Genomic DNA, 20,237 nt, shown 5'->3' on the forward strand with positions numbered 1-20,237 from the left:
CGCATTATTCCATTCCATCTTGAATTCCTTTTTATTAAAAAATTTATTTACTTAATTGAATTTATAACTAAGCGCTATACTTAGTACAGATCTCTAGAGCGTCAACCTACTATTTATATCTTTGTTAATAGAATATTCATGTAAAAATCTTGATCTTTGACCTGTTAAATAATAGGTTTACAGCATGCTGGTCTGACCTCGAAAATTGTCTAACAAAATAGAGCGATTGGTAGAGTTTTTAACATGACAAGCGTAACGTTCAACGCCTTTCAGGAGTGAAGTATGGCAGATTTTATATGGTTTTTATTGGTCGTTCTGACGCTAGCAATTGCTAGTTATCAACGTACCAGCTTAGTGACAGCTGTTGCTATGGGCGCGGGTGTGATGATTTTAGGCACCCTGTTCGGCGACATTGGCCTGTTGGGTTGGGTAGTGTTTCTTGCTCTGACGCTACCTTTCACATTATCAAATATCAGACAACAACATATTTCTAAAAAGCTTCTCGCCTTTTACCGCAAAGTTATGCCTGAGATGTCGAGTACTGAACAAGAGGCAATTGATGCCGGTACTGTTTGGTGGGATGGCGATATTTTCAGCGGTAAGCCAGATTGGGACAAACTACACCGCATTCCTAAGGGTCGCTTGACTGCTGAAGAGCAAGCATTTTTAGACGGTCCATGTGATGAAGTATGTTCAATGGTTGATGAGTGGCAAATTAACCATAAAGACGCGGATCTTTCTCCTGAAATTTGGCAGTTCTTAAAAGAACACAAATTCTTCGCCATGATTATCAAAAAAGAATACGGCGGTCTTGAGTTTTCTGCATACGCACAGTCGCGCGTATTACAGAAACTTGCGGGTGTTAGTGCTGTGTTGTCTAGCACGGTTGGCGTGCCTAACTCGTTAGGTCCGGGTGAGCTACTTCAACACTATGGAACGAAAGAGCAGCAAGATCATTATTTACCTCGCCTTGCCGCGGGTGAAGAGATCCCCTGTTTCGCTCTGACTGGCCCAGAAGCCGGTTCAGACGCAGGCGCTATTCCTGATGTGGGTATTGTTTGCAAAGGCGAATGGAATGGCGAAGAAGTATTGGGTATGCGCCTCACTTTCAACAAGCGCTACATCACCCTTGCGCCTGTTGCTACGGTTATCGGACTCGCGTTTAAACTTCAAGACCCTGAAGGTCTTCTTGGCGATAACAAAGAGCCAGGAATTACTTGCGCCCTTATTCCTCGCGATACCAAAGGCCTAGAAATTGGTCGTCGTCATTTCCCACTTAATACCCCATTCCAAAATGGTCCTATTAAGGGTGAAGATATCTTTGTGCCGATCGACTATATCATTGGTGGCCCGAAGATGGCGGGACGCGGCTGGCGTATGCTGGTTGAATGTTTGTCGGTAGGTCGCTGTATTACTCTTCCTTCATCTGCCGCTGGTGGCGCAAAATCAGTATCACTTGCTACAGGTGCATACGCACGCATTCGTCGTCAATTCCGTATGCCAGTTGGCCATATGGAAGGTGTGGAAGAAATGCTTGCGCGTATTGGCGGTAATGCATATCTGATGGATGGTGTAACCCGCTTTTCAACGGTAGGTGTTGACCTAGGTGAGAAACCTTCAGTTATCTCTGCTATCTGTAAGTACCACTTAACCGAGAAAATGCGTCAGATTATTAATGACTCGATGGATGTCCACGGTGGTAAAGGCGTCATGCTTGGTCCAAATAACTACCTAGGTCGTGGTTATCAAGGCGTGCCCGTATCAATCACTGTAGAAGGTGCTAACATACTTACACGTAACATGATGATTTTTGGTCAGGGCGCTATGCGCTGTCATCCATACGTGCTTAAGGAAATTCAAGCAGCCTCTATCGAAGATAAGAAAGAAGCGCTTAAGGCTTTCGATAAAGCCGTGTTTGGTCACATAGGTTTTGCTGTCGCAAATACTGTTCGCAGTATTTGGTTCTCGTTGACTAATGGTGCGTTTAGCAATGCACCGTTTACAGACGAAACTGCGCGTTACTACAAGCTTCTACAAGGCTATAGTGCTAACCTTGCGTTGTTAACCGATGTTTCTATGGGTGTACTTGGCGGAGACCTTAAGCGTCGCGAGCGTTTGTCTGCACGTTTAGGTGATATTCTCAGTGGCCTATATATGGGCAGCACAACCCTCAAGCGCTTTGACGAAGAGGGTCGCCTAAAAGAGGATCTTCCTCTTCTACACTGGGCAATGCAAACTACGTTACACGATATCGAAACCGCAATTGACGACTTCTTAGCGAACTTCCCTAACCGCGCTATTGCTGCGGCACTTCGTGTGATGGTCATTCCGTTTGGTCGTCGTATTGGTAAGCCGTCTGACAAGACAGAGCATGCGATTGCTCAAATGCTCCAAACGCCTTCAACGGCGCGTAGCCGCTTAGGCTATGGTCAATATCTAAGCCGTGAAGAAGGCAGCTTGTTCGGCGATCTTGAGCAGACCCTCGACGACGTGTTGGCATGCGAGCCTATCTTCGATCGTATTTGCAAACACAAAAAAGCGAAACTTCCCTTTACGCGTCTTAACGTGCTTGCTGACGAAGCCCTCGCCGAAGAAATTATTAACGAGGAAGAAGCCGCCCTACTTCGTAAAACCGAAGCCGGCAGACTTCGTACAATCAATGTTGATGATTTCGACCATGAAGAGTTAGTAGCAAAAATTAATTCTTCTAGCGCAGCTAAAAAACGAGGTGGAAAAGCCGCGTAGACGATAGCTTATGTAACAAGGCCGCTTTTGCGGCCTTTTTAATGCCATAATCACATCACAGGCTATTTTTGCCCGCCTTTTATTTTATACCAGTCCGCATAGATAATTACCCACTTAGCGAGCGTTAAAATGTTCGTAATCGCGGCGTGTTACCTCAGGTATAGTGGTTCTGCATCAAGGTGACACAGCAAAGCGTAAGGACATTTAAGACTCGCGTTTCGGGAGGGTCTAGCAGATTGGTATTCCTTTTTTGAGGACCGCTTAAATGGTGTATTCGCAAGGCCGTTTCTTAACCACTAAAATACGATGGCAGCGAAAAAAGTACCGTTAGTTAACGAAATGGAATTCTTCAGAACAAAAAAACCGGATCAATGATCCGGTTTGTTTTAATACAGCTTTTAACTTAGCTTAGTTGAAGCTTATCCATGAGCAACACAGCCTGCGTGCGCGTATTAATTTCCAATTTACGCAAAATTGCACTGATATGCGCTTTTATCGTTGCTTCAGTGACATTCATTTCATGCGCAATTTGCTTGTTCATCAGGCCCGCTCGTAAGTACGAAAGAACTTGGATTTGCTTAGGCGTAAGTTCTCGAAAACGTTGAAGCAGCAACTTAAGCTCATCATCAACCTTCTCAAGTTGTTCTTCCATGCCCTGAGGAAGCCATTTTTTACCGCCAATAATATCAACGATAGCTTGGGCAATTTCGCGTGTTTCTGAAACTTTCGGTATAAAGCCTTGTGCACCTAAACTCATTACTTGAGCCACAACTTCAACCGTATCGCTTCCTGATATAACCCCAACAGGGATTGATGGATATTGTTCTCGAAGTGTGATCAGGCCGTTAAAATATTCACCGCCAGGCATGTTTAAGTCGAGAAGCACTAACTCTATGCCTTCAAACTCCTTTAGCTTTGAAACCGCATCGTCCAAGCTTCCAGCTTGAATTATTTGTGCATTTTCAAAATAAGGTTCCAACGCGCCGCTTAATGCCTCGCGAAACAATGGATGATCATCTGCTACTAGAATTCTCGTCATTAGCGTTATTACTTCCTTTTTTTCATTATGCTAATAGATTAATACTTTAGAATAGTAACGAAAAGCCCTAATCCATAAAAACAGGTAAAATATAACAAATTTAGTGTTTTCCATTGGCATTTGCGCGTCAAACGGTAAAATTACGCCCCAAATTAGGTAATTGAAGACAAGCAGTGAAGAAGCACGACACGATATATGCGAAAGCACTCGAACAAGTGGACGACTTTAAATTTGACGAGTCTGTCGTTGATGTATTTCCCGACATGATCCAGCGTTCAGTGCCAGGATATGAGACTATTATCCACACCATCGGCGAATTGGCTAAAGTCGCCGTGACGCCCAATTCAGTGGTCTACGACCTGGGATGTAGCCTCGGTGCGGCAAGCTTATCTGTGTCCAAAGCCCTTGCTGCTAACTCGTGCAACATTATTGGTGTCGATGCATCAGAAGCGATGGTCGAACGCTGTAAGCGAGTCGTTCAAACATTTACCCTTCCCAACCCGATTTCTATTCAACACGGTTTTGCCCAAAGTGTAGAGATTGAAAACGCCTCAATGGTTGTGATGAACTTCACTTTACAGTTCATACCACCAGCCGACCGAGAAGCGCTTCTTCTCAGTATTTATGACGGCCTGAATCCCGGGGGCATGCTTGTATTGTCTGAGAAAATTCGTCACCCGACCCTTGCGGGCAATGAGTTGCTTGTAGATTTGCATCATCAATTCAAACGAGACAATGGCTACAGCGAGTTAGAGGTAAGTCAAAAGCGTGCGGCGCTTGAAAAAGTGATGCTTACCGATACCTTTAATGAACATGAAACGCGCCTGAAAAAGGTCGGATTCTCCGATGTTGTCCTGTGGTACAAGTGCTATAACTTCACCTCAATGGTTGCCATAAAAGCCTAAACGCCGCCTTAAGTGCTCAAGCTGAGCTTTACAAACATATAGAGATAACCATGAGTAAACTTGAACAGACTTGGTTTAACGAATGTTATAAGTCGTTAATTGATAGCCCACTTTCCCACTGGCTACAAACCCTTCCCGCATTCATGGATACATGGCAGCGAACCGCAAAACACGGTGAATTTGACAAATGGTGCCGATTACTCAATAAGTTGCCGAAGACCTCCCCAAGCAGCGTTGATCTTACATCAAGCGTGTCTGTGGGTACCAATGGTGACGTTGACGAATATACCCAGAAACAAATAGAAGGCCTGTTGAAGCAATTTATGCCGTGGCGTAAAGGCCCTTTTTATCTACACGGCTTACATATCGATACGGAGTGGCGCTCTGATTGGAAATGGGATCGAGTATCACCGCACATTGCTTCGCTAAAAAACAGAAACGTGCTCGATGTAGGCTGCGGCAGTGGCTATCACATGTGGCGAATGTTAGGTGAAGGTGCCACTAAGGTTATTGGTGTGGATCCCACACAGCTTTTTCTCATTCAATTTCACGCCATAAAGCAATTTATTCGCAACACCGATGCACCAACAGAAAATATTCATTTTATTCCTATGGGTATTGAGGACATGCAGCCGCTTAAAGCATTTGATACGGTGTTCTCGATGGGTGTGTTGTACCATCGGAAAGACCCTATGGCTTTTCTACAGCAGCTTAAAGATCAGTTGAGAAAAGGCGGTGAACTCATCCTTGAAACGCTAGTGGTGGACGGCGACGAAAATACCGTGCTTATGGCGGGGGAACGCTACGCCCAAATGAGAAACGTTTGGTTTCTACCTAGCACTGCTGCACTAATAGTCTGGCTGGGCCGATTGGGATTTGAAAACATCCGCGTTGTAGATGTTAATCATACGACGCTTGAAGAACAGCGTTCAACGCCGTGGATGGATACCCAATCTTTGAAAGATTTTCTCGATCCGGAAGATATTACTCGCACCATAGAAGGTTACCCTGCACCACAACGAGCCGTCATAGTAGCAAATAAGAAGTAACCCGTAGAATGCGTTTTCGCTAACGCTCTTGGCACAAATGTTGTTACCTCACTCACATGAGCGTGTGAATTCTGCATTGATTGAGGTAACAATATGGACATACAGGGCTTTTTAACTACACATCAATTGCCAAGTAGTTATGCAGAGATTGCACAAAAGTGGTTCACCCCATTATGTGATCGCTTAATTAAGCACCAAGATGGTGCGCAAAAACCTTTCGTCGTGGGCATAAATGGCAGCCAAGGGTCAGGGAAATCTACGCTTACCAGCTTCATTGAAGCCTATCTTTCTTCAGTGCATGGGAAACGCGTGGTATCCCTGTCTATCGATGACTTTTATTACGACCAATCACAACGCAATGCGCTGGCTATAAAAGTACATCCGCTTTTATCAACGCGCGGCGTGCCCGGTACACACGACGTTGCCATGGCGCTATCTGTATTTCGTAGTTTAAATAAGGGCGCGCGTACATTACTGCCTCGCTTTAACAAAGCTACCGATAATCCATTCCCTCGGGAGCAGTGGCCTGTAATAGATGAGGCACCCGACTTCATCATACTAGAAGGATGGTGTGTGGGCGCTACACCACAGCCGTCTGTCGAACTTAAAAAACCCATTAATCAGTTAGAAGAGGCGGAAGACCCTCTCGCAATTTGGCGGTCTTTTGTGAATACCTCGCTTGCGGGTGATTATCAAACGTTGTTCGATAAAATTGACTATCGCATCATGCTTAAAGCACCTAGCTTTGATTGTGTTTATCAATGGCGTTTGGAGCAGGAGCATAAACTTGCCAGCAAAGCGTTGGATGATAGAGGTGGCATCATGTCTGATGAAGAAGTGGCAAACTTTGTGCAACACTACCAGCGTATTACAGAGCACGCGTTACGGCACTTACCTGAAAAGTGCGACACAGTGTTCTATCTTGATAGAGCAAGAACAATAACTGAACAGGACGTAAACGAATGACGAAAACGCTTGTTTTCACCGATATGGACGGCACGCTGTTGGACCACCATACCTACTCTTTTGAGGCGGCGAAACCGGCTTTAACGGCATTAGATACTAAACAGATCCCCGTTATCCCAACTACCAGCAAAACGTTTGCAGAGCTGCAGCCATTGCGTGAAAGAATTGGCTTAGATGGCCCATTCATTATAGAAAATGGCGCGGCTGTATTTATTCCACACGGCTTCTTCAAGCAAAAACCAACAGGTACTATTTGGATAGATGGCTATTGGTGTAAAGCATTTATATCGAATAAAAACTATTGGATTAAATTACTAGAGAAAATAGGAAGTGAGTTTGACGGTAAGTACAAACAATTTTCTAAAATGTCGATTCAAGAAATACAAGATTGCACGGGTTTAGATGAGCTTTCAGCATCGCTTGCCGCAAAGCGCCAGTTTGGCGAACCCGTCTTATGGTTGGGAAGCGAAGATGAAAAGCAACGTTTCTTAAAGGTTGTCAAAGACCGTGGAGCTTTTCCTCTAGAAGGTGGACGCTTCATTCACATTTCTGGCAACTGCGACAAAGGTCAAGCACTTAAGTGGCTAGCCAATGAATATCAAAAGCAATATATCACTAAAGTGAAAACTGTCGCTCTTGGCGACGGCAAAAATGACGTTGCAATGCTAGAGGCTGCGCACGTTCCAATTCGCATTTTATCACCGGTAAATCCTCCACCTGACGTAGAAAAAGAAGAGGTATACACCAGCACCCTAACTGGCCCTGAAGGCTGGAACGAAATGCTTACTCAATTATTATCCCTATGATCAGGAGGACACATGGCTGATTTTTATCAAAACGGTGTGGTTACTACTTTACATAACTTGGCTCGTCGTCCTACCGAAGAGCTGGAAACCGAACTACTACAGTTTTCTCAGAAGCGCCCCATGGCGCTAATTCTTCCCTCACTATTCTCCGAGCTAGAAGGCGACGCCCTCCCCCATATCGTTAATGAATTGACAAACGTGCCTTATTTGTCAGAGATTGTTATCGGGCTAGACCGGGCGAATGAAGAACAGTACAAACACGCCCTTAAGTTTTTCGGCAAGCTGCCTCAACATCACCGCATACTCTGGAATGATGGGCCTCGCCTGAAAGCGTTGGACGAAGAACTTCAAGCGCAGGGCTTAGCGCCCAAGGAGTTGGGAAAAGGCCGCAATGTGTGGTATTGCATGGGTTACGTACTCGCGTCTAACCGCGCAGAATCTGTTGCACTACACGATTGTGATATCGTTACTTACAACAAAGATTTACTCGCTAAGCTTATCTATCCTGTTGCTAACCCCATGTTTAACTACGAGTTTTGTAAAGGGTATTACGCGCGGGTGGCGAACGGTAAAATTAACGGCCGCGTTTCTCGCCTTCTTGTTACTCCTTTGCTTCGCGCGTTGAAGCGTATCATGGGCGATAATGAGTATTTAGAATTCATGGATAGCTTCCGCTACCCACTCGCCGGAGAGTTTTCTTTCAGACGCGACGTGCTGAATGATATTCGCATTCCTAGTGATTGGGGATTAGAAATTGGTGTGTTATCAGAGATGCACCGAAATTATTCGCACAATAGACTGTGCCAAGCCGATATTTGCGATATTTACGACCACAAGCATCAAGACTTGTCGCTAAATAACGATCAAGGCGGTTTATCTAAAATGTCTATCGACATTACCAAAGCCATATTCAGAAAGCTGGCAACCCAGGGCTATACATTTAGCAATGAAATGTTCCGCTCGATTAAAGCCACCTATTTCCGAATTGCGCTAGACTTTATAGAAACCTATCACAATGATGCGGTAATGAACGGTTTGAGCCTAGACATCCACAGCGAAGAAAAAGCGGTCGAGATGTTTGCAAGCAACATTATGAAAGCGGGTCAAAACTTCTTGGAAAACCCTATGGAGACGCCGTTTATCCCAAGTTGGAATCGCGTAACCAGCGCAGTACCTGATATTTTAGAGCGATTATTAGAAGCGGTTGAAGCTGACACTGCAGAATATATGGAGTAAATAATATGGCATGGGAGCATCTCCATGACAAAGTAAAGCACCATTTAGAGAGTATTTATGCCGATGTTGAGCTAGATGTTTCTTATGAGACGCTAGCCACTCAGCTATTAAATACAATAGGTATTCAACAGCAAACTGACATTGCGTCACCTCAATCACATCACAACTACTGGGATGAAGAAGATATTGTCATGATTACTTATGGCGATAGCATTATTGATGTGGATGAGCGTCCCCTTGTCACGCTAAATAAGTTTTTGCATCGTTATTGTAAGAACACAATCAATAATGTGCATATTCTTCCTTTCTTTCCGTACAGCTCGGATGACGGGTTTTCGGTTATCGACTACTCAACTGTCAATGAAGCATTGGGTTCATGGGAAGATATTGAAGCCATCGCTAAAGACTACGGTTTAATGACTGACTTAGTGATAAATCACTGCTCAGCGCGAAGTGTCTGGTTCGATAATTTCATAAAAGGTGAAGGGCCTGGCTCTGACTTCTTTTTCACGGCGGACCCTGCTGATGATCTGTCTATGGTAACCCGCCCACGTGTTTCGCCTTTGTTACGTGAAACGGAAACGGCAGACGGAACGAAGCATGTATGGTGCACTTTCAGTCACGATCAGGTAGATTTTGACTTTAGAAACCCAAAAGTCCTTTTGGCGTTTATTGATATTATTAAGCTTTATATCGATAAAGGCGCAAAAATTTTCCGTTTAGATGCCGTGGCTTTTTTATGGAAGATTGTGGGCACGAATTGTATCAATCTGTTTCAAACCCACGAAGTTATTCGTTTAATAAGGACACTTATTGAGCATGTTGACCCTTCAATAATCATTATTACCGAAACAAACATTCCTAATCGAGAGAACCTCACTTACTTCGGCAATGCAAACGAAGCCCATGCTATTTATAATTTTTCTTTGCCTCCTTTGCTTGTTAACACCTTGGTGAGCGGAGACTGCACCTATCTTAAAAGCTGGATGATGAGTATGCCCCCAGCCCAAAATGGTACGGCATACTTTAACTTTATCGCGTCACATGACGGAATTGGTCTTCGCCCTGCGGAAGGACTGCTGAGCGATGAAGAAATATCCGATTTGGTTCATGCCATGCAGCACTTCGGCGGAAAAGTATCGTGGCGCGCATCTGAGCACGGTCAACAAAAGCCTTATGAGATCAACATAACCCTCTTTGATGCGCTTCAAGGTACGATTAAAGGCCCAGATAAATATCAAGTAGACCGTTTTATTTGCGCCCATGCAATTATGCTTGGTATGGAGGGGATCCCCGGTATTTATATTCATAGCTTGCTCGGGACGTCAAACGATTATGAGAAAGTTGCAAACACCGGGCAAAATCGCTCCATCAACAGAAAGCGCTGGGACTTCAATGAACTAGAGGCGTTGCTAGACTCTCCGTTCTCTCAACATCACAAGGTTCTGACGCGCATTTCACAGTTGATTCGCATACGTAAAGCGCAGCCAGCGTTTCACCCCAACGCTACCCAGTTTACGCTTCAGTTGGGTAATCAAATCTTTGGTTACTGGCGTCAAAGCTTAGACCGAAAGCAAAGTATTTTCTGTATCAGCAATATCAGCGACGAGGAACAAACCATTTTGTTATCCGACATTAATTTGATTGGAACAGACAATTGGATAGATCTTATCACTCGTGATGAAATAGCGCTCTCTAGCGGCTTTTTACAAATGAAGCCCTACCAAGTGCTTTGGATAAGTAACCAAGATTTTGAATAAACTAACAGCGTAAATTTCATACCGCGGTAAGGATGCTGCGGTGTTAAACTTGACGCCTCACTCCAAAAGCACATTTGCAATGCGCGATATTAACACTTTTTTATTTGACCTAGACGGCACACTGGTAGACTCGGTGCCTGATTTAGCGACATCGCTAAACCTGACGCTAGCAGAACTACGTCAATCACCGTTCACGTTATCTGAAATCAGAAATTGGGTAGGTAATGGCGCGCGGGCACTGGTGCATCGCGGGCTATCTGGTAGCCATAAGGTCGATACTACAATACCCGAAAGCGAAATTAACGATGCGCTTGAGATCTTCCTTCGTCACTATACAAATTACGCCTGTCACGCCTCTGAGCTCTACCCGAATGTTATCCATACTTTGCGCGCACTTAAGCAAAACGGGTTTAAATTAGCACTGGTAACTAACAAGCCCAAGGCGTTTATTCCCACTATCCTTGAAGGGTTTAATCTGGATGCCTTATTCGACCTGTGTATTGGTGGCGATTCACTTGAAGAAAAAAAACCATCTCCCCTACCGCTTTTATACATTTGCAACGCGTTTAACGTGTCGCCCTCTCAATGTGTAATGGTGGGCGATTCTAAAAATGATATTCTCGCCGCCAAGGCCGCTAAAATGAAAAGTATTGGGCTTACTTATGGCTATAATTATGGGCAAGACATCTCAAGTTTTCACCCTGACTGGGTAATGGATGATATTGGCCGCATACTCGATGTTTTGAGCTTGCGCCAAAAACTTACGTAGTATTACCTTCTATCTAATGTCAGCTTATTCGCGAACATTTTAAACTGGCCCTACGGGAAGGTTTGTTAAGCTTCCTCGCTTCATTCTGGGAATTTGAAAGGAACAGCCATTCCTGCATTCCCACGCTTTGCTAGGAAACTTGCCAGCGCCTTCTGAGTGAGCAATTATCTATGCGGATGGGTATTACACTTTGGTATCATGGGTTTTTTCTGTAATATCCGCGTGTTGAATATTTTCATGGAGTTATTGGTATGTCATCGAAATGGCTTTCGCTAGAAGAAGCGCTCACTCAAGCGTTAAATGCCGCAAGTGCTGTTAGCGATATTGAACAAGTAAGCATTTTTGACGCGAATAACCGTATTTTGGCGCAAGACATTGTTGCCAATGTGGATGTACCACCATGGGACAATTCGGCAATGGACGGTTACGCTGTAAACACTGAAGCACTGGAAGAAACAGGATCGACCAAACTGGAACTACAGGGAGTTATAACCGCCGGTATGCGCGCAGACACTCCCCTTCAAAAGGGCAAAGCATTTAAAATAATGACGGGGGCACCGGTTCCCGATAATGCAAACGCCGTGGTGATGGTAGAAAACACATCGGAATGCGACGGCCAGATCATCATAAATAAAAGCCCTTTGCCACACGAAAACATTCGCAAGAAAGCGAATGATATCGCCTGTGGTGACACACTATTGCAAAAAGGCACACGAATGCATGCTGAACACCTCATGTTATTGTCGTCACAAGGTAAAGATACAGTAGAGGTTTTCAGAAAACTTCGCGTTGGTGTAGTGGCCACCGGTTCAGAGCTAGCCAGTCCAGGTTCAACACGTGCAGACACACAAATTTATGAGTCAAACCGCGTAGGTATATGCAGCATCTTACAAAACGAAAACGTTGAACTCATAGATTTTGGCATTGTAGAAGACGATGAAGTGTCTTTACGAAAACTGTTTATCGACGCAAGTGACCGTGTGGATGTGATGGTAAGCAGCGGAGGGGTATCCGTGGGCGACGCTGATTACGTGAAAGATATTATTGCTGAATTAGGCGCCATCGATTTTTGGAAAATAGCGGTAAAGCCAGGCAAGCCATTTGCGCTAGGTAAAATACACAACACCCTGTTTTGTGGCCTTCCGGGCAACCCAGTATCTTCTTTTGTCACGGCTAAATTACTGGTCGTGCCTATTATTAAAAAAATGCAGGGGCAGTCAGAATACCATGCTCCATTGTCCGTCAACGCGACTATTATGGCTCCACTTAAGCGCCGCGCTGGCCGCAGAGATTTTCAGCGCGCAACCATGGTCAAAAATGCGCGAGGAGAATGGGAGGTAACCCCCTTCAAATCTCAAAGTTCCGGGGTAATGACTTCTATTACCGCTGCGAATTGCTTAATGATAGTACCCGAAGATGTCAGTGAATTAAACATTGGTGATACGGTTCAAGTTATGCCTCTGCATGCTTAGAAAAAACCATATCGTATCAGCGTTAATTTACACTACGTACTTTCCTACGCTTTTGGCTGATAGCTAAAAATGTTAACAGGCCAAACGAGCCACCGTTCGTATTTTGGCGAATACTTAAGAGACGCATTGTCGTGATTAAAAAACGCTTTCTTCTAGAAGGTAGAGACATTTTAAAACTCGCGTGGCCACTGTTAGTCGCCCAGATTACTCAAATGCTTATGGGTGTTAGCGACACCATCATGGCTGGGCGTTATAGCGCGACAGATATGGCAGCCGTAGCGCTAGGTTTTAGTATAACCGTACCGTTACTCTGTTTTATTCAGGGGATCGCACTGGCGCTTCCGCCCATTATTTCTCGTTTACAAGGCAACAAGAACCTAAATGGTATTGCAGATGCCAGTCAGCAGGCGGGCTACTTGGTTTTCTTTGTGGGCTTAGTGATTGCCGGGTTAATCCCGTTTACCGAAGATATCGTTGCGCTCTTTCCCATGGCGCCAGAACTGTTCAACATTACCGTAGATTATGTACTGTATGTGCTATTCGCCATGCCAGGCTTTGCTCTTTATCAATGGCTTAGGAACTACTGCGAAGGCTTGGGTAAAACAAAGCCAACCATGACCATTACCGTAATTGGACTTATGGCAAACGTGATAGGTAACTATCTTTTCATTTACGGCGTGGGGCCAATTCCTGCCATGGGAGGTGCGGGTTGCGGCGTAGCGACGGCCATTGTCATCTATACAATGCTTCTTGCTACGATAATATACGTACGCTTCGCCCCAGCATTAAAAATGTACGACTTATTTGGGCAACGCTATAAACCCAATATGGTAACGATAAGTCGAACGTTTAAAATGGGACTACCTATCGCTATGACCATTTTATTTGAGGTGACGTTATTCTCAGTAGTGGCACTATTGCTTGCGCCCTTTGGGGCGACAACGGTGGCCGCACACCAAGTTGCGCTAAACTTTTCTGCGCTTATGTTCATGTTTCCAATGAGTATGGGCATGGCTGCGGCTATTCGCATAGGGTATCGAATAGGTCAAAACAACCTGCGCCAAGCTCAAATTGCCGCTCGCGCTGCTATTCTCATAGGTTTTTGTACAGCGGCGTGTACCGCCACATTTACCCTTGTGGCAAAGGGGTTCATCATAGGTCTGTATACCAGTGACGCGGCTGTTTATACCTTAGCTAATGCCTTGCTTATTTACGCCGCCCTATTCCAGCTATCCGATGCTGTTCAGGTTATTTCAGCCAACGCATTGCGGGGATATAAAGATACCACGGCCATGTTTATCATCACGTTTATCTCATACTGGTTAATAGGTTTGCCTACGGGTGTTATTTTGGGAAGAACGAACTGGGTTACTGCAGAGCCCATGGCGGCGGCGGGCTTTTGGATTGGCTTCATCGTAGGGCTTAGCGCAGCGGCAGTTATGTTAGGAGCCCGCTTGCTATATATTCAGCGGCCAAGCAATGCTGCGCGATTACATGCTCTCTAGTTTGTATTTCTATCGTTTTACACGATTTTAGTGCTGAGACAAGGCTACCGTTACCCAATCTTGAGGAGAATCGATATCAAATTGTGCATTAGGCGTGGGCACGGTAGTTACCCTCCCCTTTTTTAGATATTCACTAATAACAGGTTTAGCGCCTACGTCTCCTTTAAGTGATAGGAGCTCTGTAAACATAGCGTTTGGAAATATGGCTGGCACGGTTAGACGTGGGTGCGAATCATGCCCACCTTGACCTCTTTCCTTATTGTTTTGCCATTCGCAACAGACGATATTTTCAGGGTTAGCTTGCGACGCATGAATAAGATTTGCAATATCTTGCTCGGTTAAACATGCTAAGTCGGCCAGGGAAACCAGAACATGACTGGGTGGTTTAGTATCGCCCGCGCTTTCTTCGTTTTTCGTGTCGCTTCTTTCGTCGCTTTCTAAGTCATCTTCTGGTGCACAAGTGAATGAAAACGGTGGTAACGTAGGTGTGGATAGAACATGTTTTAAACCTGCCCGAATGCTTGACGCAATTCCTTCCTCCCAAAGCGTATTGTGCACTACGTTTACCGGCAAACCGCGTAAATGACTATCTATACTTCCATGCCACTTACCGGCTACTACAGTAACCCTACTCTGCTTCGCTAATCGTTCTTGATTAGTTGTTTTAGTTACAGCGCTATTGATAAGCGCTACAGAGTGCGAAGCTTTCGCGTCTAACAGCACACGCAGACTGTGCTCAATCAAAGGTAGCTTTGATATGGGGTGCTCAGATAAAAGCTTATTGCCTCCATAACGGGCGCTTTGGCCGCCAGCAAGTAATACAAACGCCAAATCATAATTTTTCACATCCAAAACTCACGCTCCATCCACGTTCACATTATCTGAAGCCACCCATAATGACTCGATTTGAAATGCAAAAGCGCCCAAAAAGGACGCTCTTTATTGCATAGCGTGTATTGTGCCAGACAGATAGCGCCAACCTCACACCAATAGACACCCGAAAAGCAAGCTTGAACGTCTGTATAGCAAGCGTTGCAATAAACTATGACGTTCATTGACTTATTTCGAGCCACTGCCTACTGCAACGTGTTCACGAAAACAAGATAACCCTAACGGCTTCGACTCAAACCTTTGATGGCTGAAGTTAAGCCTTCAAGGGTGAGCCCATACATTCTGTCTTCCATAATTTCGCGAATAATTTTAATAGATGAATAATAAGGCCAATAATTCTCTGGCTGAGGGTTAAGCCAAACCGCATTGTTGAAATGGTTTAACAAACGCTGCATCCATACGCTGCCCGGCTCTTCGTTCCAATGCTCAACACTCCCACCTGGATAGGTAATTTCGTACGGTCCCATGGTAGCGTCACCCACAAAAATCACTTTATAGTCTTTTCCATAGCGGTGAATAATATCCCAGATGGGAATACGCTCTTTATTGCGACGATGGTTGTCCTTCCACACATCTTCATAAACACAGTTATGAAAGTAAAAATACTCAAGATACTTGAACTCACTTTGCACCGCAGAAAAAAGCTCTTGTGTGCTTTTAACGTGAGGGTCCATAGAGCCCCCAACATCAAAGAACATGAGCACCTTTACCGCATTGTGACGTTCTGGCGCCATGTGAATATCAAGCAACCCACCTTTTTTCGCCGTTTCACCTATGGTTGTTGGTACATCTAGCTGTTCGCTGGCACCGGTGCGAGCAAATTTTCGCAGCTTTCTAAGCGCCACTTTAATGTTACGCGTACCCAACTCAACATCAGAGCTTAGGTTTTTAAACTCTCGTTTATCCCACACTTTTACTGCCGAAAACTTTCTATTGCCTTTTTGCCCTATTCGCACGCCTTCAGGGTTATCACCGTAAGCACCAAAAGGCGAGGTTCCACCGGTACCCACCCATTTATTGCCACCTTGATGACGCTTTTCCTGTTCTTCTAAGCGTTTCTTTAAGGTTTTCATCAGTTCGTCAAGACCACCCGCTTTGCGCAGCGCCTCACGCTCTTCAGGACTTAAGTTTTTCTCTATTTCTTTGCGGAGCCATTCTTCAGGGATATCTTTGCCGAACAAATCGATAGACTCAACGCCCTTAAAATACTCGGCAAACGCCCTGTCAAACTTATCGTATTGAGTCTCGTCTTTCACCATGATGGTTCGTGACAAACTATAAAATGCCTCAATATCGGCATACACCACGTGCTTTTCAAGCGCGCCCAGCAAATCAAGTAACTCGCGCAGCGTGGTTTTAACCTGATATTTTCGCAGTGTATAAAAAAACTGAATAAGCATTAGCGACGCGCCATAAAGACCAGTTTTTCAAACAAGTGAATGTCTTGCTCATTTTTGAGCAGAGCGCCGTACAGCGGAGGTATAGCCGCTTTTCCATCTTTCGAATGCAGCGCTTCGGGTGGGATATCTTCTGCCACCAAAAGCTTAAGCCAATCGATGAGTTCCGACGTAGATGGCTTTTTCTTTAGACCGGGTACATCGCGAATTTCAAAAAAGGCTTTCAACGCTTCATCAAGAAGCTTTTTCTTTAGATCCGGGAAATGCACATTGACGATTTCTTGCATTTCCTCTGGGTTCGGAAACTGTATGTAGTGGAAGAAACAACGGCGCAAGAAAGCGTCTGGCAGCTCTTTTTCGTTGTTCGATGTAATAATAACAATAGGACGCTGTTTTGCTACTACACGTTCCTGTGTTTCGTATACGAAGAACTCCATTTTATCGAGCTCTAGTAGTAAATCGTTAGGAAACTCTATGTCGGCTTTGTCTATTTCATCGATTAACAGCACAGGACGCTTTTCTGCGCTAAAGGCTTCCCACAACTTTCCTTTTACGATGTAGTTGCTGATATCGTGGACACGGTCATCACCAAGTTGAGAGTCGCGAAGACGTGATACTGCGTCGTATTCATACAAACCCTGTTGCGCTTTTGTGGTTGATTTAATGTGCCACTGGATTAGTTCAGTACCTAAACTCTCGGCCAATTCTTCAGCAAGCATGGTTTTACCTGTGCCCGGCTCGCCCTTAATTAGAAGCGGGCGCTCTAGCGTAATAGCGGCATTAACCGCCAGTTGTAGGTCTTTGGTTGCGATATAATTAGACGTGCCACTAAAAGCCATTATTGTTGTACTCCGTATAATTTTTCGTCTTCGTAATTTTAACTATAATATCAAGGCCTTCTCATGATTGCCCATAGATATAACATATAGCTAAAAAGCACTTTGCATTTTACTGATTGGGACCAATGATATAGGGGTATGACGAAATCCCCTAATTCAGGCTGTGAATTAATAACTATCACATGCGTTGAATAATTAACTATTAGAAAGGTCGTACAGATCACGACAGACGGGGTTTCCTATAAAATCAGGAACGAGGTAAGGATTTATAATGAACGTATTTGACGACAATTCCCTATCTATTGGCCGCACGCCACTAGTTAAGCTAAATCGCGTAACATCGGGTAATGTATACGCAAAAATTGAATCGCGTAACCCAAGCTTCAGCGTTAAATGCCGTATTGGTGCGAATATGATTTGGGATGCTGAAAAGCGCGGTGTCCTTACTGAAGGTAAAGAAATTGTAGAGCCGACCAGTGGTAACACAGGTATCGCTTTAGCGTTTGTTGCAGCGTCTCGCGGCTACAAATTAACGCTAACCATGCCTAGCAGCATGAGCCTTGAGCGTCGTAAGCTTCTAAAAGCACTAGGCGCAAACCTTGTTCTTACTGAGGCGCCTAAGGGCATGAAAGGCGCCGTTGCTGCTGCACAAGAAATTGTGGCATCAGACCCAGACAAATACGTATTGCTTCAACAATTCGACAACCCGGCTAACCCAGCCATTCACGAAAAAACGACGGGCCCTGAAATTTGGGAAGATACCGACGGTAAAGTCGACGCATTCGTAGCTGGTGTAGGTACGGGTGGTACAATCACTGGTGTAAGTCGCTACCTAAAAAACACGAAAGGTAAAGCAATCACCTCTATTGCTGTTGAACCAACAGACTCACCAGTAATAACACAAGCGCTTGCGGGTGAAGAACTCACTCCTGGTCCACACAAAATTCAGGGTATTGGCGCAGGCTTCATTCCAGGTAACCTAGATTTAGATCTGATTGATGAAGTTGAGCAAGTTACCAACGAAGAATGTATGGAAATGGCGCGTAAGCTAATGACCGACGAAGGTATTCTTGCCGGTATTTCTTCTGGTGCCGCCGTTGTTGCCGCTAAGCGTTTTGCTGAACGTCCAGAAAATAAAGATAAAGTGGTTGTAGTACTTCTAGCGAGTGGTACAGAGCGTTACCTAAGTAGCCCACTGTTCGCCGGTGCATTCGACGAACAAGAAGAAGTTCAATAAGCTGATTTTATTGACATTGAATAAGCGAGGCTTAATGCCTCGCTTTTTTATGCCCAGTGTTTTATCCCACCTTTACGCTTGTTTGCTGATTACACCGCCTGCTTTATCACTTTGCTTTTCAACTTAATATTATGAATAATCAACATGTAACATCAATCCGCATAGTTGTTTGCCCATTCAGAAGACGCTGGCAAGTTTAAAGTGTCCGTACTTTTTATTGTGTCGCCTTGATGAAGAAACGCTATACCGGCGGTAACACGCCGCGATTACGAACATTTTAATTCTCGCGATTAGGGAATTACCTATGCGGACTGGTATACGTTCTTGAAGCGGTGAGAACATTGACTTCAATGGTATATAAAACTATCAATAAGAAACAGATCTTTTAAAGACAAGGTTATCCAAATGAAGACGCGTATGTGGTGCGCCCTGTTCGGGCTTTTTACAGTGTTTATTTTATCCGCTTGTGGTGAAAAAGAAGAAGGTATTGGGCGATACGGAATGCTTGATGAAAGCACTCCTGAATACACAACCGTGATGTTCCTGAAAAGTGTTTACGAAGACGACAACTTAGACAGAGCCATTCGCCTTTCAAGTGAAAAAATGTCGAGAATTTTAACTCGGTACCATACGAACAGCAACGTACAGAGGCACCTCCTTAACTTGAAATATGACACGGTTACCGTTACCCCTCAAAGCGCTGGACAGGTTGGCAGAAGTGAATTTTCTGAGAAATCAACCGTTACCGTTTTTCTTAGTGGCAACTATAACGGCGATAAGGTGGAAGATTTGCGCAGCCTAGACCTAATCAAAGAAGACGGTGAATGGAAGGTCAACAAGATTCACCCAGACGCTTATTTATGACACCCAGAACAATAACTGTTTTTATATACAGTTAATCAATAATTTTAGTATACGAAAAATAAAAAGGATTTTTTCCAGCTTTCCAGCTCAAGAGTGATTCTTTTTTATTTAACTGTTTGTTTTAAGGTGGTAACTTGAAACAAACTCAAAGTGATATACGGACATTTTCCACCTTGCATAAAGGATTTTTTCCGTACACTAAATTGTTATGTGCCTTAAAATATGAAGTATTTATTCGTAGTTTTTAGTTTATTCCTCATGGCTGGTTGCGAAGTTAACTCTATTAAAAAGGTTGGCTACGGCAAGACTTTAGATACTGAGGTTAATGCTGCTTGTTTCAATAAAAGGTTTGGAAACTTCCAGAATAGTACTGACTATAGTTTAAGTGTCAGAACTGAAATTCAGGGAAGCTCAGTCTTAAGTTATGATTTGACAATAGATGGCCAGGGAACTGCCGAGAGTCACGGACAATTTACGCGTAATTCGTTTCAATTATCAAAAGATTTCTTGGCGCAGCTAATAGAGCAGTGCTCTTATTAGGCATGGAGCACATAACAAAAAAATTAAGTCGCTCGCAGGCTCGCTGGGACACAAACATGGCGGTTGTGTCGCTTCGCTCCGATTTTAACCGCCATGTTTGTGCCCCTTATTTGGGTGTTATGTAGCTTGAAGGATGTGGACATTCACAATGCAGAATAAACTAGTCATAGCCTTAGGAACTCTTCCTCGATACCTAGCATTTCAGTTGTTTTTTCTC

At 44.3% G+C, this 20,237-nt stretch carries 17 protein-coding genes; 13 read left to right on the top strand and 4 right to left on the bottom strand.

Features of this window, described 5'->3' with window-relative positions; genetic code table 11:
• The first annotated feature begins 282 nt into the window (after positions 1–282).
• Positions 283–2,745, top strand: a complete 2,463-nt coding sequence (gene fadE / locus GVO63_RS18925; RefSeq protein WP_159581959.1) for an acyl-CoA dehydrogenase FadE — start codon at positions 283–285, stop codon at positions 2,743–2,745.
• Between the two features lie 403 nt (positions 2,746–3,148).
• Here the strand turns inward: fadE and GVO63_RS18930 are convergent, their stop codons facing one another.
• A complete protein-coding gene (locus tag GVO63_RS18930) occupies positions 3,149–3,784 on the bottom strand; it encodes a response regulator transcription factor (RefSeq protein ID WP_159489635.1) in 636 nt (211 codons plus the stop codon).
• A 173-nt stretch (positions 3,785–3,957) separates the two neighbouring features.
• Between GVO63_RS18930 and cmoA the strand changes: the two genes are divergently transcribed.
• The 9 genes from cmoA (at position 3,958) to GVO63_RS18975 (ending at position 14,252) form a co-directional block, all read left to right on the top strand.
• Entirely contained in the window at positions 3,958–4,689 is a 732-nt protein-coding gene (gene cmoA, locus GVO63_RS18935) for a carboxy-S-adenosyl-L-methionine synthase CmoA (RefSeq protein WP_159581961.1), read from the top strand.
• Positions 4,690–4,739: 50 nt separating this feature from the next.
• Entirely contained in the window at positions 4,740–5,738 is a 999-nt protein-coding gene (gene cmoB / locus GVO63_RS18940; RefSeq protein WP_159581963.1) for a tRNA 5-methoxyuridine(34)/uridine 5-oxyacetic acid(34) synthase CmoB, read from the top strand.
• 93 nt (positions 5,739–5,831) lie between these two features.
• Positions 5,832–6,704, top strand: a complete 873-nt coding sequence (locus GVO63_RS18945) for a kinase (RefSeq protein WP_159581965.1) — start codon at positions 5,832–5,834, stop codon at positions 6,702–6,704.
• A complete protein-coding gene (locus GVO63_RS18950; protein ID WP_159489627.1) occupies positions 6,701–7,510 on the top strand; it encodes a mannosyl-3-phosphoglycerate phosphatase in 810 nt (269 codons plus the stop codon). The genes GVO63_RS18945 and GVO63_RS18950 overlap by 4 nt, the downstream gene beginning before the upstream one ends.
• Positions 7,511–7,522: 12 nt before the next feature.
• On the top strand, positions 7,523–8,746 hold the full coding sequence (locus GVO63_RS18955; RefSeq protein WP_159489625.1) for a glycosyl transferase: 1,224 nt from the start codon (positions 7,523–7,525) through the stop codon (positions 8,744–8,746).
• Positions 8,747–8,751: 5 nt separating this feature from the next.
• On the top strand, positions 8,752–10,506 hold the full coding sequence (locus GVO63_RS18960) for a sugar phosphorylase (protein WP_159581967.1): 1,755 nt from the start codon (positions 8,752–8,754) through the stop codon (positions 10,504–10,506).
• Between the two features lie 79 nt (positions 10,507–10,585).
• On the top strand, positions 10,586–11,275 hold the full coding sequence (locus tag GVO63_RS18965; RefSeq protein ID WP_159581970.1) for a phosphoglycolate phosphatase: 690 nt from the start codon (positions 10,586–10,588) through the stop codon (positions 11,273–11,275).
• A gap of 251 nt (positions 11,276–11,526) precedes the next feature.
• On the top strand, positions 11,527–12,747 hold the full coding sequence (gene glp / locus GVO63_RS18970) for a gephyrin-like molybdotransferase Glp (protein WP_159581972.1): 1,221 nt from the start codon (positions 11,527–11,529) through the stop codon (positions 12,745–12,747).
• A 131-nt stretch (positions 12,748–12,878) separates the two neighbouring features.
• Positions 12,879–14,252, top strand: a complete 1,374-nt coding sequence (locus GVO63_RS18975; protein WP_159509432.1) for an MATE family efflux transporter — start codon at positions 12,879–12,881, stop codon at positions 14,250–14,252.
• A gap of 27 nt (positions 14,253–14,279) precedes the next feature.
• Here the strand turns inward: GVO63_RS18975 and GVO63_RS18980 are convergent, their stop codons facing one another.
• From GVO63_RS18980 to GVO63_RS18990, 3 genes are all read right to left on the bottom strand, one after another.
• On the bottom strand, positions 14,280–15,098 hold the full coding sequence (locus GVO63_RS18980) for an NTP transferase domain-containing protein (RefSeq protein WP_236552213.1): 819 nt from the start codon (positions 15,096–15,098) through the stop codon (positions 14,280–14,282).
• 263 nt (positions 15,099–15,361) lie between these two features.
• Entirely contained in the window at positions 15,362–16,543 is a 1,182-nt protein-coding gene (locus GVO63_RS18985) for a VWA domain-containing protein (RefSeq protein WP_159581976.1), read from the bottom strand.
• Positions 16,543–17,379, bottom strand: a complete 837-nt coding sequence (locus GVO63_RS18990) for a MoxR family ATPase (RefSeq protein WP_039220753.1) — start codon at positions 17,377–17,379, stop codon at positions 16,543–16,545. Before GVO63_RS18990 ends, GVO63_RS18985 begins: the two co-directional genes overlap by 1 nt.
• A gap of 271 nt (positions 17,380–17,650) precedes the next feature.
• Here GVO63_RS18990 and cysK point away from each other — a divergent pair, with 271 nt between their 5' ends.
• The 3 genes from cysK to GVO63_RS19005 all read left to right on the top strand — a co-directional run bounded on the left by cysK (position 17,651) and on the right by GVO63_RS19005 (position 20,020).
• Positions 17,651–18,616: a cysteine synthase A gene (cysK, locus tag GVO63_RS18995; RefSeq protein ID WP_136781725.1), complete on the top strand. Its 966-nt coding sequence runs from the start codon at positions 17,651–17,653 to the stop codon at positions 18,614–18,616.
• A gap of 405 nt (positions 18,617–19,021) precedes the next feature.
• Complete coding sequence (locus GVO63_RS19000) at positions 19,022–19,480, top strand: hypothetical protein (RefSeq protein WP_159509672.1); 459 nt, start codon at positions 19,022–19,024, stop codon at positions 19,478–19,480.
• A 222-nt stretch (positions 19,481–19,702) separates the two neighbouring features.
• Positions 19,703–20,020 carry a hypothetical protein gene (locus GVO63_RS19005; RefSeq protein ID WP_120963643.1) on the top strand — a complete coding sequence of 106 codons (318 nt, stop codon included), beginning with the start codon at positions 19,703–19,705 and terminating at the stop codon, positions 20,018–20,020.
• The last annotated feature ends 217 nt before the right edge of the window (positions 20,021–20,237 follow it).

The organism is Alteromonas sp. KUL106, from assembly GCF_009811415.1.
Lineage (GTDB): Bacteria > Pseudomonadota > Gammaproteobacteria > Enterobacterales > Alteromonadaceae > Alteromonas.

Bases quoted from the DNA above. Each gene is read 5' to 3' on its own strand.
- fadE (WP_159581959.1), top strand. From the start codon at position 283: ATGGCAGATTTTATATGGTTTTTATTGGTCGTTCTGACGCTAGCAATT.
- GVO63_RS18990 (WP_039220753.1), bottom strand. From the start codon at position 17,379: ATGGCTTTTAGTGGCACGTCTAATTATATCGCAACCAAAGACCTACAA.
- GVO63_RS18960 (WP_159581967.1), top strand. From the start codon at position 8,752: ATGGCATGGGAGCATCTCCATGACAAAGTAAAGCACCATTTAGAGAGT.
- cysK (WP_136781725.1), top strand. From the start codon at position 17,651: ATGAACGTATTTGACGACAATTCCCTATCTATTGGCCGCACGCCACTA.
- GVO63_RS18985 (WP_159581976.1), bottom strand. From the start codon at position 16,543: ATGCTTATTCAGTTTTTTTATACACTGCGAAAATATCAGGTTAAAACC.
- cmoB (WP_159581963.1), top strand. From the start codon at position 4,740: ATGAGTAAACTTGAACAGACTTGGTTTAACGAATGTTATAAGTCGTTA.
- glp (WP_159581972.1), top strand. From the start codon at position 11,527: ATGTCATCGAAATGGCTTTCGCTAGAAGAAGCGCTCACTCAAGCGTTA.
- GVO63_RS19005 (WP_120963643.1), top strand. From the start codon at position 19,703: ATGAAGTATTTATTCGTAGTTTTTAGTTTATTCCTCATGGCTGGTTGC.
- GVO63_RS18965 (WP_159581970.1), top strand. From the start codon at position 10,586: ATGCGCGATATTAACACTTTTTTATTTGACCTAGACGGCACACTGGTA.
- GVO63_RS18930 (WP_159489635.1), bottom strand. From the start codon at position 3,784: ATGACGAGAATTCTAGTAGCAGATGATCATCCATTGTTTCGCGAGGCA.
- GVO63_RS18945 (WP_159581965.1), top strand. From the start codon at position 5,832: ATGGACATACAGGGCTTTTTAACTACACATCAATTGCCAAGTAGTTAT.
- GVO63_RS18955 (WP_159489625.1), top strand. From the start codon at position 7,523: ATGGCTGATTTTTATCAAAACGGTGTGGTTACTACTTTACATAACTTG.
- GVO63_RS18950 (WP_159489627.1), top strand. From the start codon at position 6,701: ATGACGAAAACGCTTGTTTTCACCGATATGGACGGCACGCTGTTGGAC.
- GVO63_RS19000 (WP_159509672.1), top strand. From the start codon at position 19,022: ATGAAGACGCGTATGTGGTGCGCCCTGTTCGGGCTTTTTACAGTGTTT.